The sequence below is a fragment of the Azospirillum argentinense genome (assembly GCF_000632475.1).
GTDB classification, from domain to species: Bacteria; Pseudomonadota; Alphaproteobacteria; order Azospirillales; family Azospirillaceae; genus Azospirillum; species Azospirillum baldaniorum.
The window spans coordinates 1,229,664-1,255,496 of the sequence record NZ_CP007793.1 but is presented as its reverse complement, the minus strand read 5'-3'; the positions used below and the strand labels follow the sequence as shown (position 1 = coordinate 1,255,496).

The window sequence follows — 25,833 nt, the reverse complement described above, 5'->3', positions numbered from 1 at the left end:
TTACTTCGCGGCGGCCGCGTCGTAGAAGCGGAAGTCGAACGCTTCCGCCACTGGAATGGTGCCCTCGGCGGAGCCGATCTCCTTGGCGTAAGCCATCATCTGCTCGACCGCCGGGACCACGCCGTGCGGGTCGGCAACGAACTTGGAGCCCGGCGAGCGGAAGGCGGCTTCAAGCGTGGCCGGCTCCATCAGACCCTTGCCCAGATACTCGTTGGCGACCTTGGCGGAACGGGCCGGGTCCTTGGCGATCTGGTCGACGGCGCGGATGTGCGCCTTGAGCAGGCGGGTCAGCGCCTCTCCATGCTCCTTGGCGACCGGACCGCGGACCGCGATGACGGTGCCCGGCTGGTTCGGGAACATCTCCGCGCCGGTGGCGAGCAGACCGACGTTCGGGTCGACCTTCTGGGTCACGGTCACCGTCGGCTCACGAATGGTGGCGGCGTCGAGGGCGCCGGCCAGCAGCGCCTGCTGGGTCTTCTCGATGCCCATGGAGATGATCTCCAGGTTGGCCGGGTCAGCCTTCAGGACCTTGAACAGCCAGTGGCGCAGCACCGTGTCCGGGACCGAGCCCGGCGGCTGCGTGCCGATCTTGACCTTGCGGCCGCTGTCGGCGACGAACTTCGCGATGGACTCCGCGGTGGCCTTGCCGCCCAGCGCCTTGGCGAACTCGCCGCGGCTGGCGACGACCATCTCCTCGACCGCCGAGTTGGCGATCACCGACACATCGGCGCCCTTCGAGCGGGCGACCAGGACCGGAGCGACGCCGGCGTAGAGCAGGTCGATCTTGCCGGCGGCCATCGCCTGGATCGCGTGCGGGCCGGATTCGAACTTGGTCAGCTTCAGATCGATGCCCGCCTCGCGCGCCCAGCCTTCCCCTTCCAGGATGAACAGCGGAGCGGCGGCAAGGATGGGGATGTATCCGACCTCCAGCTTCACCGGATCGGCGGCGCGGGCCGCGCCGGGCGTGAAAGCGGTCAGGGACGCGGCGGTCAGAGATGCGACGGCGGCCACAGCCAGCATCGCGGAGCGTCGGGTCAAGGCGGTCATGAATCCATCCTCGCTGGAAATACCCGGCCTATTTAGCACATCCCCTATCGGAAGGAAGAGCGAATTGCACAAATTTGCATGATGCAATGCCCTATTAAACTGTAAAAATTTGTTCTTCAGGCCGTCAAAAAAAACCTGGTCAAAGCGGTTTTACGGCCTCCGAACTTTGCCGCCGCGATTACTTCAACCTCTAATTATCATTTATAAAAGATTAGCAACCAATAACCAATCATCTGGTATGAACCGCAGCGGGAGAGGGAACATGACCGCCATCGACTCCACAAAGGCGCAGCCCTTTGCATCCTCCCTTTCCCAATGGACCAGAACCGGCCCGACGAAGCTTCAACCCTCCATCCCGGGGAACGGCTCCAGCCCCGCGGGCGATCAGGTGACCTTGTCCGCGCAGGCCAAAGGCCTCATGGCCGGCGGTTTGGAAGCGAATCCAGCCAAGGGAGGACCGACGGAGTTCGCCATCACGGGCATCCCGCCGGCGAGCAGCGACCCGACGGACGATTATTTCGCGAAAATGCAGAAGTATTTTGAGGATCTGAACAATTTTACAAAGAAGACCCTCGGCCTGGGCGATCGGGTGGGGGTTGGACTCACCGGCGACATCATAAACATCATGAAGAAGGCAGCGGCGAAGGCGGGCATCGTCGAGCCGGAAATGCCCGCCTCGATCAAGGCGATGAAGGAGGAACGCGAGGCGCGCAGCGCGTCCGAACCGGAGAAGGAACCGGGGCCGGGGATGAAGGGGACCTCCCTGATCACACTGTACATGCCGGAGGACCAGGGTGGCGGACAGGTTGAATTGTGGCTCGACAACAAGGCCCTGGATAAGCTCACCGACCTGTCGGCGCAGAATGTCAAATCCAGCCTCGTCGACCTGATGAAGGGCGACGGCAAGGCCACCGCGGCGAACGCCGCGATCGACAACGGCATCTTCGGAAAGGCTTTCGCGGAGAACGCCGCCTGGCATCCGGAATTCCGGACTCCGAAAGCGCGCATGGCCTATTTCGACCCGAGCGCGGAACCCGGCGAGTCCCCGCTGTTCATGATCCAGTCGAAGAATCAGGCCGGATACGTGTCCCAGCACGCCGGTGATCTGGCGGCAAACCTCATCAACCTGCTGAAGGCGGCAAAGGACTGAGGCGCCGGCCTTCCCTTCCCGAAGGAAACGGAAAGCCGACGCCCTTCGTGATGCCCGTCCGCGTTACACCCGGTCGCGCTTCAGGGCGTTCCGGCCGAACGCGCCGTCCACATAGTCGAGCAGTTCGCCCAGCGCTTCCACCGGGGTGACCGCGCCGGTGTCGATGGTCAGCTCCGCCGCCTCCGGGGCCTCGTAAGGGGCGGAGACGCCGGTGAACTCCGGGATCTCACCGGCGCGCGCCCGGCGGTATAGCCCCTTGGGGTCGCGCGATTCGCAGGTGGCGAGATCGGCGGCCACATAGACCTCGTGGAAGCGCTCGCCGCCGATGGCCCGCGCCCGCGCCCGGTCGGCCTGAAGCGGCGAGATCAGCGACGCGATGACCAGAACGCCCGCGTCCGCGAACAGCTTGGCCGTTTCGGCGACGCGGCGGATGTTCTCCGCCCGGTCCTCCGCCGAGAAGCCCAGCCCGGCGTTCAGCCCGTTGCGGACGTTGTCGCCGTCCAACACGAAGACCTGCCAGCCGCGGTCGAACAGGGCGCGCTCAAGCGCCATGGCCAGCGTGGACTTGCCGGCCCCGGACAGGCCGGTCAGCCAGAGGACGCCACCCTTGTGGCCGTTGGCGGCGTTGCGCTCGTCCGCCGTGACGGCGTGCGAGACCTCGGTCGTGTTGGCCGAAGCGGCCGGCCCCTCGTCCACCTCGACGACGATGCAGCCGCCGACCACGTCGTGGCCGTCGATCAGCACGCCGCGCCCGGTGCGCGACAGCGCCGAGGCGAGGTCGACGGCGAGCGGCGAGCGGGAGCGCAGGACGACCTCGGCCACCTCGTTGCGGTGGACCGCCTTGGCCGGGGTGCTCGACAGGTCCTCGATGTCGATGACGGCGGTGATGCTCTCCACCGTCACGCGGTGCTCGCCCGTCGTGATCTTCAGCGTGTAGGTCTTGCCGACCGCCAGCGGCTCCGAGGTCAGCCAGAAGGCGCGCACGCCCAGCCGGTGGGTGACGTGCGGCGCGCCCTCTTCATGGTGCGCGACATGGCCGCGCTCGGCGAAGATGCGCTTGTCCAGCGTGATGCCGATGCTCTGCCCGGCCTGGGCGGCGACGATGGGCTGGCTGTGGTTCCACCCTTCGATGCTGACCACCGTGGCGGTGGCGCCAGTCGGCGAGAAGCGCAGCGTGTCGCCGACGCGCAGGCGCCCGCTCTCGATGCGGCCGGCCAGGATGCGGCGGTCGTCGGGCTTGTAGACGTCCTGCAGCGGGAAGCGCAGCGGCAGTTCGGTCGACGCCTGCTGCGGACGGAAGGCGTCCAGAGCCTCCACCACGGTCGGTCCCTCGTACCAGGGCGCCTTGTCGGAGCGGGTGACGATGTTGTCGCCGTGGCGCGCCGCGATCGGGATCACCGTGGAGGTGTGCAGGCCGAGTTCCGCCAGATAGGTGCGGATCTCCTGCGACACCGCCTCGAACCGGTATTGGTCGAAGTCGACGCGGTCCATCTTGTTGACGGCGACGGCCACCTGACGCACGCCCAGCAGATGCAGCAGGAAGGCGTGGCGGCGCGACTGCTCCAAGGCGCCCTCGGCGGCGTCGATCACCAGCAGAGCGGCGTCGGCCTGGGAGGCGCCGGTCACCATGTTCTTCAGGAACTCGGTGTGGCCCGGCGCGTCGATGATGACGTAGGGGCGCTGTTCCGTCTTGAAGTGGATCTGCGTGGTGTCGATGGTGATGCCCTGGTCGCGCTCGGCCTGGAGCGCGTCCATCACGAAGGCCCATTCGAAGGGCATGCCGCGCTTGCGGCTCATCTCGTGGACCTGCTCCACCTTGCCGTCGGGCAGGCTGCCGGTGTCGTTCAGCAGGCGGCCGATCAGCGTCGACTTGCCGTGGTCGACATGGCCGACAATGACGATGCGGAGCTGGCCGTTCAGTTCGTTCCGGATGTCCATGGTCCCAATCCCCGCTTCTTACATGTAGCCCGAGCTGCGCAGGCGCTCGAAGCTGTCCTCGGCCTCGTTGTCCATGGCGCGGCCGGCGCGCTCCGGAATGCGGGTCACGACCAGTTCGGCGATGATCTCGTCGATGGTGCCGGCGGTGCTGTCCACCGGGAAGGTGATGTTCTTCTCGCCCAGCGAGCGGTAGCGCTTGCCGTCCTTGGCGAAGTACAGCGGGACGATGGGAATCCCCTCGCGCTTGGAATAGCGCCAGATGTCCAGCTCGGTCCAATGCAGCAGCGGGTGGATGCGGACGTGGGTGCCTTCGTCGAAGCGGGTCTTGTAATGGTCCCAGAACTCCGCCGGCTGGTCCTTCACGTCCCAGTCGCCTTCCAGCGAACGCGGGGAGAAGACGCGCTCCTTGGCGCGGGTCGCCTGCTCGTCGCGGCGGATGCCGACCATGATGCCCTGGTACTTGCCGGTGCGCAGGAGGTTCTTCAGCCCCTCCGTCTTGCGGGCGGCGGCGCGGGTCAGCGGCGGCAGGGTCTGGTCCATGTCCGCTTCCGGCGGGCACTGCTCCACCCGCAGGTCGAGGTCCCACTCCCCGGCGATGCGGTCGCGGAAGTCGTAGACCTCCTGCAGCTCCATCGCGGTGTCGAGCTGAACGACCGGGAACGGAACGCGCCCGAAGAACGCCTTGCGGCAGAGCCAGAGCAGGACGTTGCTGTCCTTTCCGATCGACCACAGCAGAGCCAGCTTGTCGATGCGGTTGTAGGCCTCGCGGAGGATGTAGATGCTCTGGCTCTCAAGGTAATCGAGATCGGCGGTCATTGTGCGGTTCCGGTCTTCTTGAAGGTGTGAATGCCGCATTCGGTCTTGGCGGTTCCGGCCCAGCGGCCCGACCGCGGGTCCGCACCGGGAGCGACACGCTCGGTGCAGGTGAAACAGCCGATGGACAGGAAGCCGTCGGCCTCAAGCGGGTGGCGCGGCAGGTTGCGCCGCGCGAATTCCTGGTCGATCCGCTCGCGGTCCCAGTGGGCGAGCGGGTTGATCTTGATGCGGCCCGTGCCCTCCTCCGCCTCGAACAGCGGAAGGGCGGCGCGCGTCGATGCCTGGAAGCGCTTGCGCCCGGTCACCCAGGCGTCGAAGCCCTCCAGCGCGCGGTCCAGCGGCACCGTCTTGCGCAGATGGCAACAAGCGTCGTGCGAGCGGGTGAACAGCAGCCCGTCGGGATCCTCCGCCGCCAGATCCGCGTCGGTCGGGCCGATCGTGCGCACGCCGGTCAGGCCGAGCGCGGACACCAGCTTGTCGCGGTAGCGCAGCGTTTCCCCGAACAACTTCCCGGTGTCGACGAAGAGAACCGGGAAGGACGGGTCGGCTTCCGCCGCCAAGGCGAGCAGCACCGCCGATTCCGTTCCGAAGGACGAAACCACAGCAACGCGGCCGTCGAATTCATCACGCAGAAGCGCGTTCAGAAGCACCGCCCCGTCCAGCCGTCCGTAACGTTCGGTCAGATCGGCCACGCGGTCGCGTTTCACAGCCTGGGCAAGTCCATCAAGCATGACCTAATTGCCTATCCACGAAGTGGAGTATTTGTTCTGAATTGCACATTAACACCAGTTTCACGGCGTTGCAATGCATATACATTGTCTACTTGTATTATAGGTTTAAGCGAGTTTGTGAAATCTGTTGATTGCACCCCGCCATCGCGCTTAAATGCGCCCATGATGCCTTTTCACGATAGCTCCGGTGTGCATTTCGGGTGGCCGCGGTGATCCCGGTCGCGCTCGACCCGACGCATGTGCGGATCGCGCTGGTCGGTCAGGGACCGCTGGCGAAGCGCCGTCTCGCGCAGTTGCTGGAAGGCGGCGCGGCACCGGCGGTCTATTCACCGGAACCGGATGCGGAATTGATCGCCCTGTCGGGTGCGGACCTGCGCCGTGCCCTGCCCTCGCCCGGCGACTTGGAGGGCGTGCAGGTGCTGTTCGTCGTCGGCATCGACGACCCCGCCGCGGAGTCGCTGGCCCGTCAGGCGCGCGACCGCAACATCCTGGTCAATGTCGAGGATGTGATTCCGCTCTGTGATTTCCACGCACCGTCTGTGATACGGCGCGGCGACCTTCTGATGACCGTTTCCACCGGCGGCCGGAGCCCGGCGCTGGCCCAGGTGCTCCGCGAACGGCTGGAGACTCTGTTCCCCGCCGTCTGGGCGGACCGGCTGGCGGAACTCGCCGCGCTCCGCGACCGCCTGCGCGCCACGGGCGCCAAGGGATCCGAGGTGCTACGCGCCTGCCGGGATATGATCGCCGCCAAAGGATGGCTGCCATGATCGCTATGTCGCTCCTTTCCCGCCTGCCCGCCTTCGAGCCGGGCAGCGTCTGGCTGGCCGGGGCCGGTCCCGGCGATCCGGGCCTGCTGACCCTGCTGGCCGCCAAGGCGCTGGGCGAGGCCGACGCCATCGTCCACGACGCGCTGGTCGGCGGCGGCATCCTGGAGGCCGCCAACCCCCACGCCCTTCTGGTGGACATGGGCAAGCGCGCCGGCCACCCCTCCCCCAAGCAGGAGGCGATCAACGCGCGGCTGGTGGAGCTGGCGCGCGAAGGCCGGCGGGTGCTGCGGCTGAAGGGCGGCGACCCCTTCGTCTTCGGGCGCGGCGGCGAGGAATGCCTGGCGCTGGCCGAGGCCGAGATTCCCTTCCGCGTGGTGCCGGGCGTGACCGCGGGGATCGGCGGGTTGGCCTACGCCGGCATCCCGGTGACCCACCGCGGCTTCGGCACCACGGCGACCTTCGTCACCGGCCACGACAAGGCCGGCGGTCTGCCCGCCGATCTGGACTGGGATGTCCTGGCGCGGCTGCCCGGCGCGCTGGTGTTCTACATGGCGCTGGGTACCATCGGGACCATCGCCGAACGGCTTGAAGCCGCCGGCAAGCCGCCGATGACCCCGGTCGCCATCGTGTCGAGCGCCAGCACCGAGGCGCAGAGCGTCATCGAGACCAATCTTGCCCATTGCGCCCGGAACGTCGTGCGGCTACAGGCCAAGCGCCCCGCGATCGTCGTGGTCGGCGAGGTCGTGCGGCTGCGCGCCCTGATCGGCGCGTGGCAGCAGACCACCGGCCAGAACCCGTTTTCCATCGCCGTGTCGGCGTGAGCGTTCGTTTTAGGAGTTGAAGGCATGGCGTTGAACGATAAGTCCAGGAACGAGGCGGTGCTGAAGGCCATCACCGCCAACCGCCTGCGCGACGGCGAGGTGATCTTCCTCGCTCCCGGCCCCGGCCTCGGCTGGGTGGAGCGTCTGGACGACGCCGCCCTGTTCGAGGACGCGGCCGCCGCTGACACCGCCCTGGCCGCCGCCAAGGCGCAGGCGGAGGGCGAGCAGTTCGCCGTGGACGTCTACGCCTTCGACCTGCGCGTCGTGGACGGGCAGCGGGTGCCGGTCAAGACGCGGGAGCGCATCCGGGCGCTCGGCCCCACCGTCCGCATCGATCTCGGCAAGCAGGCTGCGGCCTGAACCGGGCGGCCACTTTTTTGACAAGGGCGAGTTCCATGAACCACATCGCGCCCGGCCGCAACGCCGGGGTCTACAGCTACGACGACATCGACCGCCGCTTCGTTGCGGAGCGCGTGGAGCAGTTCCGCGCCCAGGTCGAGCGCCGCCTGTCCGGTGAGCTGACCGAGGACGAGTTCAAGCCCCTGCGGCTGATGAACGGCCTCTACCTCCAGCTCCACGCCTACATGCTGCGCATCGCCGTTCCCTACGGCGTCCTGACCGCGCGGCAGCTCCGCAAGCTGGCCGAGATCGGGCGGAAGTACGACAAGGGCTACGGCCACTTCACCACCCGGCAGAATCTCCAGTTCAACTGGATCAAGCTGGAGGACACCCCGGCGATCCTGCATGAGTTGGCCGAGGTGGACATGCACGCGCTGCAGACCAGCGGCAACTGCGTGCGCAACGTGACCACCGACCAGTTCGTGGGTGCGGCGCGGGACGAGGTGGTGGACGGGCGCGTCTACGCCGAGATCCTGCGGCAGTGGACGACTCTGCACCCCGAATTCACCTTTCTGCCGCGCAAGTTCAAGATCGCCATCATGGGGTCGGACGCCGACCGTGCGGCCATCCGCGTCCATGACGTCGGCGTCTTCGCCAAGCGCAACGAGCGGGGCGAGGTCGGCTTCACTTTCTACGTCGGCGGTGGCCTCGGCCGGTCGCCCTTCATCGGCAAGTTGATCCGCGACTGGGTGCCGGAGGAGGACTTCGTCGCCTATCTCGAAGCCATCCTGCGCGTCTACAACCAGTACGGCCGGCGCGACAACATCTACAAGGCGCGCATCAAGATCCTCGTCCACGAGCTGGGCCAGGAGAAATTCACCCAGGAGGTGGAGGAGGAGTTCGCCCGCCTGCGCGGCCCGAAATACCGCCTCGCTCCGGAGGTCGTTGACGAGATCCGCCGCCGCTTCGGCGGTCCGGCTTATGAGACGCTGACCGACGAGCCGGAGTCCTTCCAGGCCGCCAAGGCCGCGAACCCGGACTTCGCCCGCTGGGTGGCGGTCAACGTGCTGGCCCACAAGGTCCCCGGCTACGCCGCCGCCACCATCTCCCTGAAGCCCGCCGGCGGCATCCCCGGCGACGCCACGTCGGAGCAGATGGAGCTGATCGCCGATCTGGCCGACGCGCACAGCTTCGGCGAGCTCCGCGTCAGCCACGCCCAGAACCTCGTCCTCGCCCATGTCCGGCAGGACGAACTGTTCACCCTGTGGACGGCGCTGGAGGCCAACGGACTGGGCACGCCGAACGCCGGGCTGATCGGCGACATCATCGCCTGCCCCGGCCTCGACTACTGCGCGCTGGCCAACGCCCGCTCGATCCCGCTGGCCCAGGCCATCTCGGCCCGCTTCGCCGATCCGGCGCGGCAGCAGACCATCGGCGAGCTGGGCATCAAGATCAGCGGCTGCATCAACGCCTGCGGCCACCACCATGTCGGCGCCATCGGCATCCTCGGCGTGGATAAGAAGGGCGAGGAGTTCTACCAGATCACCGTCGGCGGCGACCCGACCCTGACCACGGCCATCGGCGACATCCTCGGCCCGGCGGTGACCGCCGACGAGACGGTGGACGCCATCGAAGCCATCGTCGAGGTCTATCTGTCCAACCGGCACGACGGGGAACGCTTCATCGACACGCTGAAGCGCGTCGGCCACGGCCCGTTCAAGGAGAGAGTTTATGCCGCTCATTAAGGACGGCCGCATCGTCGAGGACGAGTGGGTCGCGGTCGCCGACGGCGACCCGGTTCCCGCCGACCGTCCCGCCATCGTCACCTTCGAGCGCTGGCAGGCGGAGCGCGCGAACTTCGACGGCCGCAACGCGGCGCTCGGCGTCCGGGTCAAGAGCGGGACCCTGGCCCCGGCCATCGCGCCGGACCTGGACCGCTTCGCCCTGGTGGCGATCGAGTTCCCTAAGTTCCGCGACGGCCGCGGCTTCTCCACCGCGCGCGAGCTGCGGGAGCGCTTCGGTTATCAGGGTGAAATCCGGGCCGTCGGACACGTCATCCCCGACCAGTACCGCTTCCTCCTGCGCACCGGCTTCACCTCCGCCGAGGCGCCGGAGAACACCAACCCGGAGAGCTGGGCGCACGCCCTGACGGAGATCACCGTCGCCTTCCAGCCGTCGCTGGACGACCCGCAGCCGCTGTCGCTTCTGCGCCGCCGCCTGGGGTCCTGACACGCTTCGCCCGGCGCCCGCGTCCCAATGTCATGGGCGCGGGCGCGGCGCGGTTTCACACGCCGCCAAACGCCCAGAACAGGCCGCCCGCCGCCGCCGCGGCAAGCGCGACCAGCACCCCGGCCACGGTGCGCCGCAACCGGGCCTCGCGCCGTTCGACCTCCTGGCGCTTTCTCAGAAGATACTGTTGCTCCGGCCCTAGAAAGGCCCCCGAATCGCCGTCCAGAGAGACGGAGCGCTTCGCATTGCCCCGGCTTCGTACGACCGGGGAGGTCCGGACCTGCGGTCGCGGCGCCCGCCCCTCAAGAACCATCGATTCGCCCGCCAGGGAACGCCCCGTGGCGGAGCGCCCCCGGCCGGTCTTCCTGGATGCCTTGCGTCTCTTGCTCGCCATAGCCCTTCCCTCACCATCCGCCTGCGGAGCATAGCGGTCCCGGCCGGCTTATCCACCCCCGGAACGCGGCAGGCCAGCAAAGTCACACCGCATGGTTTCCGACCCTCATGCCGACGCATTGGGCAATTGAGGCGAATTTGCGGCAATCCAACGTCAGTTCCCGCGAATGCGGGCGAACGGCGGGAAAAATCCCGACAACATTCCTCACATGGCCAGCCAAAATCCGTACTATGCGGCATCGCGCCGATGCAGCCAGGATTCTCGCATGTCCCATGACGTTCCGCTTATTTCCATGATCGCCATCGCATTCGGGTTGGCCTTCATCTTCGGATACCTCGCCGACCGCATTCGCTTGCCTCCCCTCGTCGGTTATCTGGTCGCCGGCGTCATCATCGGTCCCTTCACGCCGGGCTTCGTCGCCGACGGTGCCCTGGCCGCCCAGCTGGCCGAAATCGGCGTCATTCTCCTGATGTTCGGCGTCGGTCTTCATTTCTCGCCCTCGGACCTGCTGGCGGTCCGGAAAATCGCCATTCCCGGCGCGGTCGGCCAGATCGGCCTCGCCACCGCGCTGGGCGTCGGACTGGCCTGGCTGTGGGGCTGGAGTCTCGGCGCCGGCCTCGTGCTGGGCCTCAGCCTGTCGGTGGCGAGCACGGTCGTGCTGCTGAAGGCCCTGGAAGAGCGCGACATGCTGAACACCGCCGAAGGCCGCGTGGCGGTCGGCTGGCTGATCGTCGAGGACCTCGCGATGGTCCTGGCGCTCGTCCTGCTGCCGGCCCTGGCGGAGGTCCTGGGCGGCCACGCGCCGGGCGCCGCAGGGGGCGCCGCCGGGGTCCATGGCGCCGGCTCGGACGGCCCGATCTGGCTGACGCTGGCCCTGACGCTGGGCAAGGTCGCGGCCTTCTCCGTTCTGGCGATCGTGCTCGGCCCACGCGTTGTCCCGGTGATCCTGACCAACGTGGCGCGCACCGGCTCGCGCGAGCTGTTCACGCTGTCCGTTCTCGCCATCGCGCTCGGCGTCGCCTACGGCTCGGCGGTGCTGTTCGGCGTGTCCTTCGCGCTCGGCGCCTTCTTCGCCGGCGTGGTGCTGAACGAATCGCGCTTCAGCCACAAGGCGGCCACCGATTCGATGCCGTTGCAGGACGCTTTCGCCGTTCTGTTCTTCGTGTCGGTCGGCATGCTGTTCGACCCGTCGATCCTGCTGCGCGACCCGCTGGCGGTCATCGCGGTGGTGGCCCTGATCGTGGTCGGCAAGTCGCTGATCGCCTTCGGCATCGTGATCCTGCTGCGCTTCCCGGTGGGCATGGGTTTGGCGGTGTCGGCCAGCCTTGCGCAGATCGGTGAATTCTCCTTCATCCTCGTCGGCCTGGGCATGTCGCTCGGCCTGTTGCCGGAGGAAGGGCGCGACCTCGTGCTGGCCGGCGCCCTGCTGTCGATCACGTTGAATCCGGCGGTCTTCGCGGCCGTCGCGGCACTGCGCAAGCATCTCCAGGCCAAGCGCGCCGCCGGCGTGCCGCCCTATGGCTGGGAGCAGTTCGAGCAGCTCCAGAGCAGCCTCGCCGACGCCCGCCACCAGGCCGAGGAGCGCGAGAAGGAGCACGACCTGCAAATCCAGGCGCTCGCCAAGACCTTCCCGGTGCTGTCGCTGCTGGACGCGCACGAGCAGGAGCGGCTGATGATGCTGTTCCGGCCCAAGTCGGCGGTGCCCGGCGAGCGGATCATCCGCAAGGGCGACCGCGCCAACGCCATGTACTTCATCTCGTCCGGCGCCGTGGAGGTGCTGATGGAAGGCCAGACCATCCGCCTGGGCGCCGGCACGATGTTCGGCGAGATGGCCCTGCTGAGCGGCCAGCGGCGCAACGCCGACGTCGCCGCGGTCGACTATTGCCAGCTTCAGGTGCTGGAGCGGCGCGACTTCAACCAGTTCACCGCCCGCCATCCGGCGCTGCGCACCGCCCTGATCGACATGGCCGCGCAACGGCGCAAGATGAATCAGCAGGACGCCGCCACCGACGACGCCATCGCCGCGTCGGAAAGCGCCGCCTGAGCGAACCGCATTGCAACGGAACCGCCGCCGGCCTCTCCAGCAGAGGCCCGGCGGCTTCCGCAAACCGGCCGTTGGAGAAAAGCAAAAGAAAAGGCCTTGGAGCCGATCAGCTCCAAGGCCTTTTCATCTTCCAGAACATTGGTCGGAGCGACAGGATTTGAACCTGCGACCCCCAGACCCCCAGTCTGATGCGCTACCAGGCTGCGCTACGCTCCGTTCGACGGACCGCCCTTCGTTCTGGAAGGGAGCGGGACTATAGCCGGGACCTTGGTCCAACGCAAGCGCTACAGTTTACTTTTTTTCACACCTCTCGAATTTCTTTTTCCTCTCCCACCGCGAGCAGAAGACGCGCCTCCTTCAACTCGTCGAGCACCTGAGCGATGGCCTGCCGGATGGTGTCCGACAGGCCGTCGAGCGCAACGACCGGTGCGCCCTCCTCCCCGTCGAGCAAGGCCATGGCCGCTTCGTCAGGAACCGCCTCAAAGGTGTCGGGGACATCCGGTTCCTCCGGCGTTTCCTCTACCCTGCGGGCGTCCGGATCGTCGTCCACCCTCCCGTCCTTCAGCAGGCGCTGAACACCCTTGATCGTGTAGCCCTCGCCATACAGCAGGTTCTGAATCTGACGCAGCAGGTCCACGTCTTCCGGGCGGTAGTAGCGCCGCCCTCCACCGCGCTTGAGCGGGCGGAGCTGCGGGAACTTGCCTTCCCAGAAACGCAGCACATGCTGCGGCACGTCCAGGTCGGACGACACCTCGCTGATCGTGCGGAACGCCGTGGCGGACTTCGTGGTGCCGCGCGCCTTCATATCCGGGAAACCCTTGTTGTCGTCCGCTCCGTGCGGCGGATCAGGAGACCGCCTTCACGCGCTGCGCCTCGGCTTCCTCCGCCTCGACGACCTCGTTGATGCGGTTCTTCAGGACGTGGCTCGCCCGGAAGACCAGGACGCGCCTGGGCAGGATCGGAACCTCTTCGCCGGTCTTCGGGTTGCGGCCGACCCGCTGCCCCTTCTGTCGGATCTGGAAACTGCCGAAGGACGAGATCTTGACCATCTCGCCGCGGGCCAGGGCGTCGGAGATCTCCTCCAGGACGCTTTCGACCAGATCGGCGGATTCGTTGCGCGACAGGCCGACCTCTTGGTAGACCGCTTCGCTGAGCTGCGCGCGGGTGACGGTGTTCTGTGACATGGTTCGCTTCCCCCCCGAAACCATAGGGGAAAAACCGTAATCCGGGGAAAGAACCCGGTCAATTCAAAAGCTTGGATCGCGTCGTTGTGAGCAGCGCAGCAAACGCCACCCTGCGGAAAAACGAAGCGGGCGCGCCGCTTACCAGCGCACCATCGCGGCACCCCAGGTCAGGCCACCGCCGATGGCCTCCATGAGGATCAGGTCGCCGCGCTTCACACGGCCGTCATGCACCGCTTCGCACAGCGCCAGCGGGATCGACGCGGCGGAGGTGTTGCCGTGGCGGTCCACCGTCAGAACGACCTTGTCCGACGGCAGCTTCAGCTTGCGGGCGATGCCGTCGATGATCCGCTGGTTGGCCTGGTGCGGCACCAGCCAGTCCACCGCCGACGGCTCCAGACCATTGGCCGCCAGGGCTTCCTCGACGACCGAGGACAGCTTGCTGACGGCGTGGCGGAACACGTCCTGACCGTTCATCCGCACATGACCGGCCGTGCCGGTGGTGGACGGGCCGCCATCGACGTAGAGCAGCCCGTACTGGGCGCCGTCCGAATGCAGGTGGGTGGACAAAACGCCGCGGTCCGCCGAGGTCCCGGCGGCGTCGTAGCCGTCCATCACCACGGCCCCCGCGCCGTCACCGAACAGGACGCAGGTGGTGCGGTCCTTCCAGTCGAGCAGGCGGGAGAAGGTCTCCGCACCGATGACCAGGGCGCGGTTGGCCTGCCCAATGCGGATGAAGTTGTCGGCGATCGACATGGCGTAGACGAAGCCGGCGCACACCGCCTGGATGTCCAGTGCGAAGCCCTTGGTCCCCAGCGCCGCCTGCACCTTCGTCGCGGTCGCCGGGAAGGTGTTGTCCGGAGTCGTCGTTGCCAGCACGATGCAGTCGATGCTGGCGGCGTCCACCCCGGCATGCTCCAGCGCGCGGGTCGCCGCGGCGATGGCGAGGTCGGAGGTCAGTTCCCCGTCGGCAGCGATGTGGCGCGACTTGATGCCGGTCCGCTGGACGATCCACTCGTCCGAGGTGTCCACGCGGGCTTCAAGGTCGCGATTCGTGACGACGTTGGCCGGGAGGTAGGAACCGCAGCCGAGAACTCGGGAACGCTTGACCATGATGTTAGACCGCCGCCGCCTTCGTGTCGGGAAGAGGCTTGGCGTCGGCGAGACGCTGCATCTCTTCCTTGATTCGGTCGTTGAAACCGTTTGCCGCCAGATTGTAGGCCACACCGATGGCGTTGGCGAACCCGATGGCGTCGGTGCCCCCGTGGCTCTTCACGCAGACGCCGCGCAGGCCCAGGAACATGGCGCCGTTGTAGCGGCGCGGGTCGGTGCGCTGCTTCAACCGCTTGAAGGCCCCGCGGGCCAGCAGGTAGCCGAGACGCGCCGTCCAAGAGGACTGGAACGTCCGGCGCAGGAACTCCGTGAAGAGCTTCGCCGTGCCTTCGGCGGTCTTCAGGGCGACGTTGCCGGTGAAGCCGTCGGTGACGATCACGTCCACCGTACCGGTGGCGATGTCGTTGCCCTCGACGAATCCGTGGAAACGCCCCGGCAGCGGCATTTCGCGCAGACGGGTCGCGGCGGCGCGCACCACCTCGTTCCCCTTCACCTCTTCCGAACCGATGTTCAGCACGCCGATGGTCGGCTCGGACAGGTTCAGCGCGGTGCGCGCGAAGACCGCGCCCATCACGGCGAACTGCACGAGGTTCTCGGGCTGGCATTCGGTGTTGGCGCCGAGGTCGAGCATGACGCTCTCCCCCCGCAGGGTCGGGAAGAAGGAGGCGATGGCCGGGCGGTCGATCCCGGGAATCGTCTTCAACACGAACTTGGCCATGGCCATGAGCGCGCCGGTGTTGCCGGCGGAGACCACGCAGGCGGCTTGCCCGCCCGCCACCGAGTCGATGGCGAGACGCATGCTCGACTGGCGTCCGGCGCGCAACGCGACCGACGGCTTGGCGTCGCCGGCCACGGCGTCCGGGGTGTGGCGCACCTCGGCCACCGCTCTCAAGGCGGGCCGCTGCGCAAGCAGCGGCTCGATGCGGGCGGTGTCCCCGAACAGCAGGTAATGCACCTGCGGGTGACGCTCGCGGGCAATATCCGCCCCGGCAATCACCATGTCGGGTCCTTTGTCACCGCCCATGGCATCAAGGGCAATGGTCAGGCGCTGGCTCACCGCGGACAGGCTCCCTGGCTAGGACGTAGGGCGGCCAACCAAACCGCCATCAGGCCGCCGGAGCGCTCTGAACCACTTCGCGCTGGTCGTAGTGACCGCAAGAGCCGCAGACATGGTGCGGGCGCTTCAGCTCGCCGCAGTTCGAGCACTCGGCGTAGGACGAGGTCGGGAGAGCGTGGTGCGAGCGACGCATGTTGCGGCGCGACTTGGAGGTCTTCTTCTTCGGAACAGCCATGGCCGTAAACTCTCTTCATTGTAAAAGGCGGCCCGAAGAGGGGCCGCCTGACGCGAGCGGCATTCAATACGGCAATTGCCCCCGAAGGGCAAGCCCGTTCCGCCCTCAATTCTGTCGTTTCAGACGTTCCAGCGCGGCAAACGGGTTCGGCTTCTCCGGATCGGCGCCGGCATCATCATCGGCGGGGGCCGCAGCCTCCTCCTCCTCTTCGCCTTCGCTGTATCCGTCAAACGCCACGCCTTCTGCATGAGGATAGGGGTCGAGCGCCAGGGACAAATGCTGGGCGGTCAATTCACCGATGTCGATGCGCCCGTTGGTCATGGCCTCCGGGATGTCCTCCTCGGCGATGTTCGGGTCGATCTCGATTTCATCCTCCTCCCCGGGGACCATCGACTCCGGCGCGAACAGCGCGCCGAAGCGGTCGGAGACCTCGGCGGGCACCGGCTCCAGCGTGATGACGCAGGTCTGCACCACGTCGGCCTGCAGTTCGCCTTCAACGCGCACCATCTGGCCGCCGCGCACGGAGCGCAGGCGAACCCGGGCAGTCAGGCGTCCGATTCCTTCCAGTTCGAACCGTTCGGCCAGCGCCTTGCGCTCGGCTTCCGTCGCCTCGATGGTTTCGACCAGATCGCCGTCGCGATGGACGGCGTCGGCGCGGACAATGCGCGAGAATTCCGGTGCTGGGCTGGCGGAGGGCTGGGTCGTGTTGCGCATGTCGAGCAGTTCCTTGTCACAGCGCCCGTTCTGAAGCGGGCGCCTTCGTCTCACTGTCAGATGAATCCGGACGCCGGGAAAGGCAAGCCCAATCGCCACCCCTATAATAAGGAGAGACTCGATGGACGCGGTCAGTCGGTCCCGGCGCCGGGCGGCGGACCGAAGCGCACCTCCCCGGCCATGAGCGACTCCAGCGGTTGCGTCTCCAGCCCGGCGGCCTCGCGCCGGACATAGGCCGCCATGACGGCCAGCCGCTCCGGCGGCACCTCCGACACGGTGCCATAGACGTTGTTGTCGAGGGCGACCTCCAACGCCTGCTCCCCCTCGTCGGCGAGCGCACGGTCATAGACCTCGATCCGGCCGGCGATGCCGCGCGCCATGGTCTTGATGCGCCGCCCGACTCCGCTGTCGCCCACCCCCTGCTCCATCAACGACTTCTCGAAATGGTCGATCATCGCCTCGAAGAGCAGGCGCGAGCGGTCCGCGGCGGCAGCCCCCTGTCCCTTCAGGCGACGCATCACCAAGAAAACATGAAGCACCACCATGTCGAACCGACCATCCAGCGTGTCGGGAACGCCAAGGTCACGGTAGAAGGCCGGCCGGCGGGCCTGCGCTGCGATGGTGAGATAGAAATCGGCGACGGCGCGGGCTTCACGCCGACGCCGGAACAGGCGGTCAAGCACGGTTTCTCTCTCGCTCGGAGTTTCGTTGACAGGACAAACCGCGCGATGCGATTGTCCCGGCATTGCGGGCGGAGTCCGGCCTGCCGCAAGGGTCCGGCGGTCCGCCCGCGTCATCATAGCCTGAGCACCATGACGAGATCGATTCCTTCGGCGCTGTGCGCCTTCGCCTTTCTGGGTCTCGCCGTCTCCGCGTGCTCGCCCACCGTGGCGACCCGCGGCAACATGGCGGATCCCGACCGCATCGCCGAGATCAAGGCCGGCCAGTCGCGGCGGGAGGATGTGGCGGACATCCTCGGCACGCCGACCTCCGTGGGAACCTTCGACCAGAATGTCTGGTACTACATCGGCCAGAAGACGGAGAAGGTCGCCTTCTTCCAGCCGAGCGTGATGGAGCGCCGCGTCGTCGTCGTCCATTTCGACGACGCCGGCGTGGTGACGGAGATGAAGCAGCTCGACGCCACCGATGGGCAGCAGATCGACATCGTCGATCGCAGCACCCCCACCGCCGGCCGCGAGCTGAGCTTCCTCGAACAGATGCTCGGCAACGTCGGGCGTTTCTCCGCCAAGGACTCGCGCAACCGCGGCCCCGGCCGCTGATGCCAACCGGTCTGCAGAGACGCGAAAAGCCCCGCTTCCGCGGGGCTTTTCTTTTGGTGCCGTCCCGACTTTCGTCGATCCGGCTCAGCCGATCTGGGCGAGGATCGCCAGCAGCAGGATCGCCACGATGTTGGTGATCTTGATCATCGGGTTGACCGCCGGGCCGGCGGTGTCCTTGTACGGGTCGCCGACGGTGTCGCCGGTCACCGCCGCCTTGTGCGCGTCGGAGCCCTTGCCGCCGTGATTCCCCTCCTCGATGAACTTCTTGGCGTTGTCCCAGGCGCCGCCGCCCGAGGTCATCGAAATGGCGACGAAGATTCCCGTCACGATGGTGCCCAGCAGCATGGCGCCCAAAGCGGCGAAAGCCTGGGCCTGGCCGGCGATGGCGGCGATGACGATGTACAGCACGACCGGCGCCAGAACCGGCAGCAGCGACGGGATGACCATTTCCTTGATCGCGGCGCGGGTCAGCATGTCGACGGCGCGGCCATAGTCCGGCTTGGCGGTGCCCTCCATGATGCCGCTGATCTCGCGGAACTGGCGGCGCACCTCCACCACCACCGAGCCGGCGGCACGCCCGACCGCGGTCATGCCCATCGCCCCGAACAGGTAGGGCAGCAGGCCGCCGATCAGCAGCCCGACGACCACATAGGGATCGTCAAGCCGGAACTCGACCGCCACGTTCGGGAAATAATGCTTCAGATCCTGCACATAGGCGGCAAACAGCACCAGAGCGGCGAGACCGGCCGAGCCGATGGCGTAACCTTTGGTCACCGCCTTGGTGGTGTTGCCGACGGCGTCCAGAGCGTCGGTCGTGACGCGGATGTCCTTCGGCATGTCGGCCATTTCCGCGATGCCGCCCGCGTTGTCGGTCACCGGACCATAGGCGTCGAGCGCCACCACCATGCCGGCCAGCGCCAGCATCGTGGTCGCGGCGATGCCGATGCCGAAGATGCCGGCCTGCCCGTAGGCGATGATGATGCCGACGCAGATGACCAGGACCGGAAGCGCCGTCGCCTCCATCGACACCGCCAAGCCCTGGATCACGTTGGTGCCGTGCCCGGTCTCCGACGAGCGGGCGACGCTGCGCACCGGGCGGAAGGCGGTGGAGGTGTAATACTCGGTGATCCACACCAGCAGGCCGGTCACGCCCAGACCGACCAGGGAGGAGACGAACAGGTTGCCGCCGGTCACATAGCCGCCGCCGTTCAGGGGAATCGGCCGGGTGAAGCCGAACATGATCGCAGTCACGATCAGGATCAGCACCAGCGAGATGCCGGCGGTCGCCGCCAAGCCCTTGTAGAGGGCGGCCATGATGTTGTTGTTGCTGCCCAGCTTCACGAAGAAGGTGCCGGCGACGGAGGCGGCGATGCAGACCGCGCCGATGACCAGCGGGTAGACGAGCAGCAGGCGGATCACCTCGCCCGAAAAGAAAATCGCCGCCAGCAGCATGGTGGCGACGATGGTGACGGCGTAGGTTTCGAAGAGGTCGGCGGCCATGCCGGCGCAGTCGCCGACATTGTCGCCCACATTGTCCGCGATCACCGCAGGGTTGCGGGGATCGTCCTCCGGAATGCCAGCCTCGACCTTGCCCACCAGATCGGCTCCGACGTCGGCCCCCTTGGTGAAGATGCCGCCGCCCAGCCGCGCGAAGATGGAGATCAGCGAGGCGCCGAAGCTGAGGGCGACCAGAGCCTCCAGCACAGCGCGGACCTCGATCGGGTCGGTCACGCGGTAGATCATCGTCAGGATGCCGTAGTAGACACCCACCCCCAGCAGACCCAGCCCGACCACCAGCATGCCGGTGATCGCACCCGCCTTGAAGGCGATGTCGAGCGCCGGGGCCAAGCCCTGGGTCGCCGCCTGGGCCGTGCGCACGTTGGCCCGCACCGACACATTCATGCCGACATAGCCGGCGGCCCCCGACAGGACCGATCCGATCAGGAAGCCGATGGCCACATGCAGGCCGAGGAAGGCGCCGAGGATGATGAGAAGAACCACACCGGCGATGGCGATGGTGGTGTACTGGCGATTCAGATAGGCTCGGGCGCCCTCCTGCACGGCCGCAGCGATTTCCTGCATGCGGTCGGAACCGGCGGAGGCCGCCATGACTTGCTTGCCCGCGTAGTACCCATACGCCAGGGCCAACAGGCCGCTGGCGATGATGATGACGAACGCTGCTGCCATCGGTTCCCCCAAATTCTTATGGTTTCGGGCCCGATTACCGCCTTGTCGTGAAAACGACCCGTACAAACGAAGGTGGATGACGGGCGAGTTGTTCCCGAAAAGGATGCCGAAGAGAATGGCACAATGCAACAGCCGCCACGCCCGAATAGGCGCGGCGATTTGGCCGAGGCGCTCCTGACTTTCGGATAGGCTTTTTTAAGAACGGTTACAAATTGCGCTGTGTAACCACCTGAACAAGAACATTTTGCACCACCCCTTCTCCCACCACTTTCGCGGCGGCGGCGGCGAGCTTTTCTTTTACGGCAATGATGTTGACCAAGTTGCCGGTCATCACCGACCGGTCGTCGACAGCGGCGTAGAGGGTCGACAGGCAGCGATCGTAGACGAGCGGCTGGCGGGCCTGGACATAGGGAACCTTGTCGAGAACGACTTCCAGCGTGACGACCACGGTCACGAACTGCTCCACCTTCTGCGTGCCGATGGCCGGGACGACCAGCGGGGCCATGCGGACGAAGCCGGTGGGTGGCTTGGGCGGCGGCTCCTCCTTCTTGGGGGCCGACTCCTCATGCTCGACGAAATACTTGTTGTAGATCATCCAGCCGCCGAAGCCCGCGCCGCCCAGCAGCAGCAGGCCCAAAACCAGCAGTATGACGGCCTTGATCACGCCCATCCCTTCCCGGATACGGAACGGATCGAGCCTAGCGCCGCCCTGCTTTCGATTGCGTTAAGCGGAGTCGGGCGACGAGGGGGCTTTCAGAAATGGTCCCAGCCACGAGTCGGCAGGTCAAGAACCCGCCCCCGCGCATCGGTCACCGTCACCTCACCCGCCGGCCCGTCCAGCAAATGGCCGATGGCGGTCACCGGCACGCCGGTCTCCGCCGACAGGGCGGCGAGCGCCGGAGCGGCGTCCTCCGCGGCGGTGAAAAGCAGCTCGTAATCGTCGCCGCCGGTCAGAGCCATGGCGAAGCGCACCGGATCGTCGCCGATCACCGACCTCGCTGCATTCGACAGGGGCACCCGCCTCGACTCCAGAACCGCGGCGCAGCCCGATTCCTCGCACAGATGGCCGAGATCCGCGACCAGACCGTCGGACACGTCCAGGCAACCGGTCGCCAGCCCGACCAGACGCGGCCCAAGCGTGGTCCGCGGATCGGGCCGCCGCAGGCGCCCCAGCAGCGCGGCGCGCGCCGAGTCGTCGGCCACCTCGAGCGTTCCGTAGGCGATCCGCAGGCCGAGCGCCGCGTCGCCGATGCTGCCGGTGACGTAGACGCGATCGCCGGGGCGTCCACCCCAACGCGGCACCGCCCCGCCCTTCGGCACCAGACCGAAGGCGGTCACCGACAGGGTGATGGGTCCGGAGGTCGAGACCGAGTCGCCGCCCGCCAGCGCGATGCCGAACCGGGCCTGATCCTCGCCAAGACCGGCGGCGAAGCCGGCCAGCCAGTCCTCCCCCACCGTCTTCGGCAGAGCGGTGACCAGCGTGTAGGCGTAGGGGGCCGCCCCCATGGCGGCGAGGTCCGACAGGTTGGTGCGCAGCAGCTTCGCGGCGATGTCGCCGGGCGCGTCGTCGGGAAAGAAGTGGACACCCGCCACCATGGCGTCCGTGGTGACGACCAGCTCCTGGTCCGGCGGAACGCCGAACACGGCGGCGTCGTCGGCAAGCCCGCGGGCGCCCGGAAAACCGGACGCCAACGGCCTGAAATAGCGGTCGATCCGCCCGAACTCGCCGAGCGGCTTGCCGGTGTCTGCCCTAGCGGTCTTTGGACTGGTCACGGCTGGGGTCCGGCTGGGCCAGTTCGTCCGGCCGCAGCGCACGGGCCACGTGGTCGAGCACACCGTTCACCATGCCCGGCTCGCGCGCCGCGAAGAAGGCGTGCGCCACGTCCACATACTCGCTGATGAGGATTCGCGGGTGCGTGTCGTTGTGGACGAACAGCTCGTAGGCTCCGGCCCGCAGGATGGCGCGCATCAGCAGTTCCAGCCGGTCCAGCGCGTAGCGCGGCTCCAGCGCCGAGGCCAGCATGCCATCGACCTCCGCCCGGCGGTGCGCGGCACCGCGGACGATGTCGGCGAACAGCTGCGGGTCGGCGGCGACGAACTTCGCCCCGTCGATCTCCTCACCCAGCCGGTGATTGACGAATTCGCCGATCACGGATTCCACGGCGATGCCGGTCGGTTCGATCTGGTTCAGGTCGATCTGGTACAGGGCCTGAACGGCGGCAAGGCGCGCGGCCTTGCGCCGGGCCTTGGCCGATCCGCCACCCGTCCGGTTCCGGGAGCCGCGCTTCTGTTTCGCGCGGCCAGCCGCGTCGTCGTTGCTCATGATGCTCAGTCTGTCAGGAATTGCACCGCGGGGTCACCGCGGATAGAGGCGGAATTGGCGCTTGAGTTCGATCATGTCAAGGCAGGCGCGCGCCGCGAAACCGCCCTTGTTCTTGGCCGTCACGGAGGCCCGCGCCCAGGCCTGCTCGCGGTTCTCCACGGTCAGCACGCCGTTGCCGATGGCCAGCGCGTAGCGCAGCGCGAGGTCCTGGAGACCACGGGCGCTCTCGTTGCAGACGATGTCGTAATGGGTGGTCTCGCCACGGATCACGCAGCCCAGCCCGACATAGCCGTCGAAGCGCTTGCGCGCCGTGAAGAAGTCCATGGAACGCAGGGCGTACAGGATCGCCGCCGGGATTTCCAGGCACCCCGGGACCGAGACGCGCTGGTAGGTGGCGCCCTCCTTCTCGATCTCGGCGATGGCGCCTTTCACCAGCTCGTCGGCGATGTCCTCGTAGAAGCGGGCTTCCACGATCATCAGATGGGGCTTTTCGGTCATCTCGGGTCGCTCGGCTGGCGGTTACTGGTCTTGCAGGGGAATCGGGCGGTGGCCGAGCACGGTCAGGCCGTACCCCTCCAGCCCGATGATGGACTTCTTGCGGTTCGACAGCAGAACCATGTCGCGCACGCCCAGGTCCAGCAGGATCTGCGCGCCGACACCATAATCCCGCAGGGCGGGAGTCGGATTCTCGTGGCCTTCCAGCCGCGCCATCACCGATTCGGTCAGGCTGTTCGCCATCGGCTCGCGCAGCAGGACGATGACGCCGCGGCCTTCCCGCGCGATCATCTCCATGGAAGCCTGAAGCTCGCCGTCGCGCGCGGCGCTCCTGTCGCCCAGCACGTCGTCCAGCACCGACAGGGCGTGCATGCGCACCAGCACCGGCTCGTCGCCGGAGATGTCGCCGCGCACCAGCGCGATGTGCTCCGCGTAAGCCACCTTGTTGACGTAGACGTACATCTGGAAACGCCCGCCGAAGCGGCTGTCCAGAGCCGCCGCCAGCTTCTGCTCGACGATCGTCTCGGTGCGGCGGCGGTAGGCGATCAGGTCGGCGATGGTGCCCACCTTCAGCCCGTGGAACTGCGCGAACTTCACCAGATCCGGCAGGCGGGCCATGGTGCCGTCGTCGTTCATGATCTCGCAGATCACGCCCGCCGCGGTCATGCCGGCCATGCGGGCGATGTCCACCGAGGCTTCCGTGTGGCCAGCGCGGACCAGCACGCCGCCGTCGCGGGCGAGCAGCGGGAAGACGTGGCCCGGCGTCACGATGGCGTCCGGCCCGGCCGTCGGGTCGATGGCGACCTGGATGGTGCGGGCGCGGTCGGCGGCGGAGATGCCGGTCGTCACACCCTCCCGCGCCTCGATGGAGACGGTGAAGGCGGTCTGGTGGCGGGTGCCGTTCTGCTGCGCCATCAGCGGCAGGCGCAGCCGCTCGATGTGGTTCTGGTCCATGGCGAGGCAGATCAGGCCGCGCCCGTACTTGGCCATGAAGTTCACGGCCTCGGGGGTCGCGCACTGGGCCGGGATGACCAGATCGCCTTCGTTCTCGCGGTCCTCGTCATCGACGAGGATGAACATCTTGCCCTGGCGCGCTTCCTCGATGATCTCCTCGGGGCGCGACAGATACTCGTGAAACTCGGACGTCATTCCTGCCCTGCCAGCCGCGCCACATACCGCGCGAGCATATCGATTTCCAGGTTCACCCGGTCCCCGGCCTTCAGCGCGCCGAAGGTGGTCGCATCCTGGGTGTGCGGGATGATGTTCACGCCGAAGCGCGCACCATCGACCTCGTTCACCGTCAGCGACACGCCGTCCAGCGCCACCGACCCCTTGGAGGCGATGTATTTCGCCAGGGTGGCCGGGGCCTCGAAGGTGAAGCGCTTCGACTCGCCGTCGGCGCGGACCTCCACGACGGTGGCGACGCCGTCGACATGGCCGGACACGATGTGCCCGCCCAGCTCGTCGCCGACCTTGAGCGCCCGCTCCAGATTGATGCGCGTGCCTTCGGCCCAGCCGCCCAGCGTCGTCTTCGACAGGGTCTCGGCGGAGGCCTGGACGGCGAACCAGCCCGGCCCCTTCTCGACCACGGTCAGACAGACGCCGTTGTTGGCGATGGACGCGCCGATGGGAACCGTCTCCATAGCGAAGACGGTTTCGACGGTGAACCGGGTGTCGCCCTGCCGTTCCACGGCCCGAACGCGCCCAACATCGGTGATGATTCCGGTGAACATGGGCCGGCAATTTAGCAGGTTTTCAATCGTGTGAAAGATTCATCCGCACGGCGTGGCACGCAACGGACTGTTGCGCGCCGCACGGTGCCGGACACCATGAAAACCAGCGCCGCTCAACCGCGCCGGACGTAGCTTTCCACGAGGTCGTCCCCGGCCTGCCGCAGGTCGGTTCGGCGGAATCGCGCCATGCGCTCCAATCCGTCCACCCCGAAGGCATGGACCGCCGGCAACCCGTCGCCCCCGATGACGGAGGCGGCGCGGAACCATTCCAAGCGATCCACCAGATTGGCCCGCAGCAGCGAGGCCGCCAGCGTGGCGCCACCCTCCACCAGCACGCGGGTCAGGCCCCGGCGGGCCAGGGCGACGCTCGCCGCGGCCAGATCCGGCAGGCCGGCGGAGTCGGCCGGCACACGGATCACCTCGAGTCCACAATCCTGGAAGACGGCCAGGCGGCTCGGGTCCGCATCCTCGCGGGTGACCACCCAGGTCGGCACGGAGCGCGCCCCCACGGCCAGCTTCCCGGTCAACGGCAGGCGCAGCCGGCTGTCCACCACGATCCGTACAGGCGAACGATTGGCCAGCCCCGGCAGGCGGCAGGTGAGTTCCGGATCGTCGGCCAGGGCGGTGCGGATGCCGACCATGATCGCGTCGTGGGTGGCGCGCAGCCGGTGCCCCCAGGCCCGCGCCGTCGGCCCGGTGATCCATTGCGACTGGCCGCTGTGGGTGGCGATGCGCCCGTCCAGCGTCGTCGCCGCCTTGAGCGTGTAGAGCGGGCGTTCGTCCTGGATGCGCCGGAAGAAACCCTCGTTGAGAGTCCAGGCGGCGTCCTCGCAGACGCCGGTGTCCACCGCGATCCCGGCGGCGCGCAGCCGCTCCAGTCCGCCCCCCGCCACCCGCGGGTCGGGATCGCCGCAGGCCACCACCACCCGCGCCACCCTGGCCTCCACCAAGGCCAGAGCGCAGGGCGGCGTTTTCCCGTAATGGTTGCAGGGCTCCAGCGTCACATAGGCGGTGGAGCCCTGCGCAGCCCCACCGGCACGGGCCAGCGCTTCCGTCTCGGCGTGCGGCCGCCCGCCCGGCTGGGTCCAGCCGCGCCCGACCACCACGCCGTCGCGCACGATGACGCAGCCCACCGCCGGGTTCGGCCATGTGTTGCCGAGCCCGCGCGCCGCCAGGGCCAGCGCGGCCCGCATGTGGCGGAGGTCGTCGGGGGGAATGGCTTGCTTCGCCATGGGCGCC

28 protein-coding genes and 1 tRNA gene are annotated in these 25,833 nt (G+C 67.5%); 8 read left to right on the top strand and 21 right to left on the bottom strand.

Going from position 1 to position 25,833, the window contains the following annotated elements; all coding sequences use genetic code 11:
* Entirely contained in the window at positions 1 to 1,047 is a 1,047-nt protein-coding gene (locus ABAZ39_RS05925; protein WP_038527650.1) for an ABC transporter substrate-binding protein, read from the bottom strand.
* A 262-nt stretch (positions 1,048 to 1,309) separates the two neighbouring features.
* Between ABAZ39_RS05925 and ABAZ39_RS05920 the strand changes: the two genes are divergently transcribed.
* The gene (locus tag ABAZ39_RS05920) at positions 1,310 to 2,197 is read left to right on the top strand and encodes a hypothetical protein (protein ID WP_038527648.1); all 888 of its coding nucleotides are present in this window, start codon (positions 1,310 to 1,312) and stop codon (positions 2,195 to 2,197) included.
* A 63-nt stretch (positions 2,198 to 2,260) separates the two neighbouring features.
* Here the strand turns inward: ABAZ39_RS05920 and cysC are convergent, their stop codons facing one another.
* From cysC to ABAZ39_RS05905, 3 genes are read right to left on the bottom strand one after another with little or no spacing between them, the layout of a single operon-like run.
* Positions 2,261 to 4,135, bottom strand: a complete 1,875-nt coding sequence (cysC, locus tag ABAZ39_RS05915; RefSeq protein WP_051657829.1) for an adenylyl-sulfate kinase — start codon at positions 4,133 to 4,135, stop codon at positions 2,261 to 2,263.
* Positions 4,136 to 4,153: 18 nt separating this feature from the next.
* The gene (gene cysD, locus ABAZ39_RS05910) at positions 4,154 to 4,951 is read right to left on the bottom strand and encodes a sulfate adenylyltransferase subunit CysD (RefSeq protein ID WP_014240756.1); all 798 of its coding nucleotides are present in this window, start codon (positions 4,949 to 4,951) and stop codon (positions 4,154 to 4,156) included.
* Positions 4,948 to 5,682, bottom strand: coding sequence for a phosphoadenylyl-sulfate reductase (locus ABAZ39_RS05905; protein ID WP_038527644.1), 735 nt, complete (start codon positions 5,680 to 5,682; stop codon positions 4,948 to 4,950). Before ABAZ39_RS05905 ends, cysD begins: the two co-directional genes overlap by 4 nt.
* A gap of 200 nt (positions 5,683 to 5,882) precedes the next feature.
* Here ABAZ39_RS05905 and ABAZ39_RS05900 point away from each other — a divergent pair, with 200 nt between their 5' ends.
* Genes ABAZ39_RS05900 through ABAZ39_RS05880 form a run of 5 tightly spaced genes read left to right on the top strand, consistent with a single transcriptional unit; the run spans position 5,883 to position 9,838 of the window.
* On the top strand, positions 5,883 to 6,449 hold the full coding sequence (locus ABAZ39_RS05900) for a precorrin-2 dehydrogenase/sirohydrochlorin ferrochelatase family protein (RefSeq protein ID WP_247881634.1): 567 nt from the start codon (positions 5,883 to 5,885) through the stop codon (positions 6,447 to 6,449).
* Positions 6,446 to 7,270, top strand: a complete 825-nt coding sequence (gene cobA / locus ABAZ39_RS05895; RefSeq protein WP_144243464.1) for a uroporphyrinogen-III C-methyltransferase — start codon at positions 6,446 to 6,448, stop codon at positions 7,268 to 7,270. The genes ABAZ39_RS05900 and cobA overlap by 4 nt, the downstream gene beginning before the upstream one ends.
* A 24-nt stretch (positions 7,271 to 7,294) precedes the next feature.
* Positions 7,295 to 7,630 carry a DUF2849 domain-containing protein gene (locus ABAZ39_RS05890; RefSeq protein ID WP_207197996.1) on the top strand — a complete coding sequence of 112 codons (336 nt, stop codon included), beginning with the start codon at positions 7,295 to 7,297 and terminating at the stop codon, positions 7,628 to 7,630.
* A 35-nt stretch (positions 7,631 to 7,665) separates the two neighbouring features.
* Complete coding sequence (locus ABAZ39_RS05885; RefSeq protein WP_038527642.1) at positions 7,666 to 9,354, top strand: nitrite/sulfite reductase; 1,689 nt, start codon at positions 7,666 to 7,668, stop codon at positions 9,352 to 9,354.
* On the top strand, positions 9,341 to 9,838 hold the full coding sequence (locus tag ABAZ39_RS05880) for a DUF934 domain-containing protein (protein WP_038527640.1): 498 nt from the start codon (positions 9,341 to 9,343) through the stop codon (positions 9,836 to 9,838). Before ABAZ39_RS05885 ends, ABAZ39_RS05880 begins: the two co-directional genes overlap by 14 nt.
* A 55-nt stretch (positions 9,839 to 9,893) precedes the next feature.
* Here the strand turns inward: ABAZ39_RS05880 and ABAZ39_RS05875 are convergent, their stop codons facing one another.
* Positions 9,894 to 10,232 carry a hypothetical protein gene (locus ABAZ39_RS05875; protein WP_038527638.1) on the bottom strand — a complete coding sequence of 113 codons (339 nt, stop codon included), beginning with the start codon at positions 10,230 to 10,232 and terminating at the stop codon, positions 9,894 to 9,896.
* Positions 10,233 to 10,524: 292 nt separating this feature from the next.
* Here ABAZ39_RS05875 and ABAZ39_RS05870 point away from each other — a divergent pair, with 292 nt between their 5' ends.
* Positions 10,525 to 12,276 carry a cation:proton antiporter domain-containing protein gene (locus ABAZ39_RS05870; protein ID WP_198129031.1) on the top strand — a complete coding sequence of 584 codons (1,752 nt, stop codon included), beginning with the start codon at positions 10,525 to 10,527 and terminating at the stop codon, positions 12,274 to 12,276.
* 139 nt (positions 12,277 to 12,415) lie between these two features.
* On the opposite strand, the gene ABAZ39_RS05865 is transcribed toward ABAZ39_RS05870, so the two are convergent.
* From ABAZ39_RS05865 to ABAZ39_RS05830, 8 genes are all read right to left on the bottom strand, one after another.
* A tRNA-Pro gene (locus ABAZ39_RS05865) sits at positions 12,416 to 12,492 on the bottom strand.
* A gap of 85 nt (positions 12,493 to 12,577) precedes the next feature.
* The gene (locus ABAZ39_RS05860) at positions 12,578 to 13,081 is read right to left on the bottom strand and encodes a MerR family transcriptional regulator (RefSeq protein WP_038527635.1); all 504 of its coding nucleotides are present in this window, start codon (positions 13,079 to 13,081) and stop codon (positions 12,578 to 12,580) included.
* Positions 13,082 to 13,121: 40 nt separating this feature from the next.
* Positions 13,122 to 13,460 (bottom strand): integration host factor subunit alpha, encoded by a 339-nt coding sequence (locus ABAZ39_RS05855; RefSeq protein WP_014240747.1) that lies wholly within the window; start codon positions 13,458 to 13,460, stop codon positions 13,122 to 13,124.
* Between the two features lie 138 nt (positions 13,461 to 13,598).
* Complete coding sequence (locus ABAZ39_RS05850) at positions 13,599 to 14,570, bottom strand: beta-ketoacyl-ACP synthase III (RefSeq protein WP_014240746.1); 972 nt, start codon at positions 14,568 to 14,570, stop codon at positions 13,599 to 13,601.
* Between the two features lie 4 nt (positions 14,571 to 14,574).
* Positions 14,575 to 15,627, bottom strand: coding sequence for a phosphate acyltransferase PlsX (gene plsX / locus ABAZ39_RS05845; protein ID WP_014240745.1), 1,053 nt, complete (start codon positions 15,625 to 15,627; stop codon positions 14,575 to 14,577).
* Positions 15,628 to 15,676: 49 nt separating this feature from the next.
* Entirely contained in the window at positions 15,677 to 15,862 is a 186-nt protein-coding gene (gene rpmF, locus ABAZ39_RS05840; RefSeq protein ID WP_014240744.1) for a 50S ribosomal protein L32, read from the bottom strand.
* Between the two features lie 105 nt (positions 15,863 to 15,967).
* Positions 15,968 to 16,576 (bottom strand): YceD family protein, encoded by a 609-nt coding sequence (locus ABAZ39_RS05835; protein ID WP_038527632.1) that lies wholly within the window; start codon positions 16,574 to 16,576, stop codon positions 15,968 to 15,970.
* Positions 16,577 to 16,707: 131 nt separating this feature from the next.
* Positions 16,708 to 17,259, bottom strand: coding sequence for a ubiquinol-cytochrome C chaperone family protein (locus ABAZ39_RS05830; protein WP_038527630.1), 552 nt, complete (start codon positions 17,257 to 17,259; stop codon positions 16,708 to 16,710).
* A 129-nt stretch (positions 17,260 to 17,388) separates the two neighbouring features.
* Here ABAZ39_RS05830 and ABAZ39_RS05825 point away from each other — a divergent pair, with 129 nt between their 5' ends.
* Complete coding sequence (locus tag ABAZ39_RS05825; protein WP_014240740.1) at positions 17,389 to 17,856, top strand: outer membrane protein assembly factor BamE; 468 nt, start codon at positions 17,389 to 17,391, stop codon at positions 17,854 to 17,856.
* 84 nt (positions 17,857 to 17,940) lie between these two features.
* Here the strand turns inward: ABAZ39_RS05825 and ABAZ39_RS05820 are convergent, their stop codons facing one another.
* From ABAZ39_RS05820 to ribD, 8 genes are all read right to left on the bottom strand, one after another.
* Positions 17,941 to 20,043 (bottom strand): sodium-translocating pyrophosphatase, encoded by a 2,103-nt coding sequence (locus ABAZ39_RS05820; RefSeq protein ID WP_038527628.1) that lies wholly within the window; start codon positions 20,041 to 20,043, stop codon positions 17,941 to 17,943.
* 205 nt (positions 20,044 to 20,248) lie between these two features.
* On the bottom strand, positions 20,249 to 20,713 hold the full coding sequence (locus ABAZ39_RS05815) for a hypothetical protein (protein ID WP_038527626.1): 465 nt from the start codon (positions 20,711 to 20,713) through the stop codon (positions 20,249 to 20,251).
* An 83-nt stretch (positions 20,714 to 20,796) separates the two neighbouring features.
* A complete protein-coding gene (gene thiL, locus ABAZ39_RS05810) occupies positions 20,797 to 21,816 on the bottom strand; it encodes a thiamine-phosphate kinase (RefSeq protein ID WP_038527624.1) in 1,020 nt (339 codons plus the stop codon).
* Entirely contained in the window at positions 21,794 to 22,366 is a 573-nt protein-coding gene (gene nusB / locus ABAZ39_RS05805) for a transcription antitermination factor NusB (RefSeq protein WP_038527622.1), read from the bottom strand. The genes thiL and nusB overlap by 23 nt, the downstream gene beginning before the upstream one ends.
* A gap of 33 nt (positions 22,367 to 22,399) precedes the next feature.
* Positions 22,400 to 22,864 carry a 6,7-dimethyl-8-ribityllumazine synthase gene (locus ABAZ39_RS05800; RefSeq protein ID WP_014240735.1) on the bottom strand — a complete coding sequence of 155 codons (465 nt, stop codon included), beginning with the start codon at positions 22,862 to 22,864 and terminating at the stop codon, positions 22,400 to 22,402.
* A gap of 21 nt (positions 22,865 to 22,885) precedes the next feature.
* On the bottom strand, positions 22,886 to 24,010 hold the full coding sequence (ribB, locus tag ABAZ39_RS05795) for a 3,4-dihydroxy-2-butanone-4-phosphate synthase (RefSeq protein ID WP_038527620.1): 1,125 nt from the start codon (positions 24,008 to 24,010) through the stop codon (positions 22,886 to 22,888).
* A complete protein-coding gene (locus ABAZ39_RS05790) occupies positions 24,007 to 24,594 on the bottom strand; it encodes a riboflavin synthase (RefSeq protein WP_014240733.1) in 588 nt (195 codons plus the stop codon). The genes ribB and ABAZ39_RS05790 overlap by 4 nt, the downstream gene beginning before the upstream one ends.
* 113 nt (positions 24,595 to 24,707) lie before the next feature.
* Positions 24,708 to 25,826, bottom strand: a complete 1,119-nt coding sequence (gene ribD, locus ABAZ39_RS05785; RefSeq protein ID WP_038527619.1) for a bifunctional diaminohydroxyphosphoribosylaminopyrimidine deaminase/5-amino-6-(5-phosphoribosylamino)uracil reductase RibD — start codon at positions 25,824 to 25,826, stop codon at positions 24,708 to 24,710.
* Positions 25,827 to 25,833: the final 7 nt, after the last annotated feature.

Excerpts from the sequence above, each read along its gene's own strand:
- rpmF (WP_014240744.1), bottom strand. The coding sequence starts at position 15,862 with ATGGCTGTTCCGAAGAAGAAGACCTCCAAGTCGCGCCGCAACATGCGT.
- ribD (WP_038527619.1), bottom strand. The coding sequence starts at position 25,826 with ATGGCGAAGCAAGCCATTCCCCCCGACGACCTCCGCCACATGCGGGCC.
- cobA (WP_144243464.1), top strand. The coding sequence starts at position 6,446 with ATGATCGCTATGTCGCTCCTTTCCCGCCTGCCCGCCTTCGAGCCGGGC.
- ABAZ39_RS05790 (WP_014240733.1), bottom strand. The coding sequence starts at position 24,594 with ATGTTCACCGGAATCATCACCGATGTTGGGCGCGTTCGGGCCGTGGAA.
- ABAZ39_RS05880 (WP_038527640.1), top strand. The coding sequence starts at position 9,341 with ATGCCGCTCATTAAGGACGGCCGCATCGTCGAGGACGAGTGGGTCGCG.
- ABAZ39_RS05870 (WP_198129031.1), top strand. The coding sequence starts at position 10,525 with ATGATCGCCATCGCATTCGGGTTGGCCTTCATCTTCGGATACCTCGCC.
- ABAZ39_RS05835 (WP_038527632.1), bottom strand. The coding sequence starts at position 16,576 with ATGCGCAACACGACCCAGCCCTCCGCCAGCCCAGCACCGGAATTCTCG.
- ABAZ39_RS05905 (WP_038527644.1), bottom strand. The coding sequence starts at position 5,682 with ATGCTTGATGGACTTGCCCAGGCTGTGAAACGCGACCGCGTGGCCGAT.
- ABAZ39_RS05815 (WP_038527626.1), bottom strand. The coding sequence starts at position 20,713 with ATGGGCGTGATCAAGGCCGTCATACTGCTGGTTTTGGGCCTGCTGCTG.
- ABAZ39_RS05860 (WP_038527635.1), bottom strand. The coding sequence starts at position 13,081 with ATGAAGGCGCGCGGCACCACGAAGTCCGCCACGGCGTTCCGCACGATC.
- ribB (WP_038527620.1), bottom strand. The coding sequence starts at position 24,010 with ATGACGTCCGAGTTTCACGAGTATCTGTCGCGCCCCGAGGAGATCATC.
- ABAZ39_RS05820 (WP_038527628.1), bottom strand. The coding sequence starts at position 20,043 with ATGGCAGCAGCGTTCGTCATCATCATCGCCAGCGGCCTGTTGGCCCTG.
- ABAZ39_RS05885 (WP_038527642.1), top strand. The coding sequence starts at position 7,666 with ATGAACCACATCGCGCCCGGCCGCAACGCCGGGGTCTACAGCTACGAC.
- cysC (WP_051657829.1), bottom strand. The coding sequence starts at position 4,135 with ATGGACATCCGGAACGAACTGAACGGCCAGCTCCGCATCGTCATTGTC.
- ABAZ39_RS05825 (WP_014240740.1), top strand. The coding sequence starts at position 17,389 with ATGACGAGATCGATTCCTTCGGCGCTGTGCGCCTTCGCCTTTCTGGGT.
- ABAZ39_RS05855 (WP_014240747.1), bottom strand. The coding sequence starts at position 13,460 with ATGTCACAGAACACCGTCACCCGCGCGCAGCTCAGCGAAGCGGTCTAC.
- ABAZ39_RS05890 (WP_207197996.1), top strand. The coding sequence starts at position 7,295 with ATGGCGTTGAACGATAAGTCCAGGAACGAGGCGGTGCTGAAGGCCATC.
- ABAZ39_RS05925 (WP_038527650.1), bottom strand. The coding sequence starts at position 1,047 with ATGACCGCCTTGACCCGACGCTCCGCGATGCTGGCTGTGGCCGCCGTC.
- ABAZ39_RS05920 (WP_038527648.1), top strand. The coding sequence starts at position 1,310 with ATGACCGCCATCGACTCCACAAAGGCGCAGCCCTTTGCATCCTCCCTT.
- ABAZ39_RS05875 (WP_038527638.1), bottom strand. The coding sequence starts at position 10,232 with ATGGCGAGCAAGAGACGCAAGGCATCCAGGAAGACCGGCCGGGGGCGC.
- ABAZ39_RS05800 (WP_014240735.1), bottom strand. The coding sequence starts at position 22,864 with ATGACCGAAAAGCCCCATCTGATGATCGTGGAAGCCCGCTTCTACGAG.
- cysD (WP_014240756.1), bottom strand. The coding sequence starts at position 4,951 with ATGACCGCCGATCTCGATTACCTTGAGAGCCAGAGCATCTACATCCTC.
- nusB (WP_038527622.1), bottom strand. The coding sequence starts at position 22,366 with ATGAGCAACGACGACGCGGCTGGCCGCGCGAAACAGAAGCGCGGCTCC.
- ABAZ39_RS05850 (WP_014240746.1), bottom strand. The coding sequence starts at position 14,570 with ATGGTCAAGCGTTCCCGAGTTCTCGGCTGCGGTTCCTACCTCCCGGCC.